Source organism: Saccharomonospora iraqiensis subsp. paurometabolica YIM 90007, assembly GCF_000231035.2.
GTDB classification, from domain to species: Bacteria; Actinomycetota; Actinomycetes; order Mycobacteriales; family Pseudonocardiaceae; genus Saccharomonospora; species Saccharomonospora paurometabolica.
In genome coordinates, this window is sequence record NZ_KI912225.1 from 117907 (window position 1) to 118373 (window position 467).

The following is a 467-nucleotide window of genomic DNA, read 5'->3' on the forward strand; positions in this document are numbered from 1 at the left end:
GTGGTTGACGGCCCTGCGTGGTTGACGGTCAGGCGTGTGATCCCCGGGAGAACGAGCGCAGGGCGACACCGGCCACGACCGCCACGATGCCGAGCGCCTCACCGGGGCCGGGTACCTGCCGCAGCACCACGAACCCGACCACGGCGGCGGTCACCGGCAGCAGGGCGAGCAGCACCGCGAACCGGGCCTGGCCCACGCGGCGCAGTACCGTCTGGTCGAGCACGTACGGCACCACCGTGGACAACAGCCCCACCCCCACCGTGAGGGTGAGCAGGTCCGGCCGCGCCCAGACCGCGGTCGTGCCCACCACCAGCGGGGACAGCACGACGGTGGCGACGGCGAAGCCGATCGCCAGGCTGTCGATCCCGTTGCCGCCGAGCGCCACCCGCCTGCCGAGGACGATGTAGGCCCCCCAGGCCGCGGCGGCCCCGAGCGCGAAGGCCACCCCGGCCGGGCTGCCCTCCCAG

General features: G+C 74.9%; 1 protein-coding gene. It reads right to left on the minus strand.

Annotation, left to right across the window (positions count from 1 at the left end; genetic code table 11):
- Positions 1-28 precede the first annotated feature (28 nt).
- Positions 29-467, minus strand: a 439-nt coding sequence (locus tag SACPADRAFT_RS30445; protein ID WP_040924129.1) for an EamA family transporter, incomplete at its 5' end; no start/stop codon positions are given.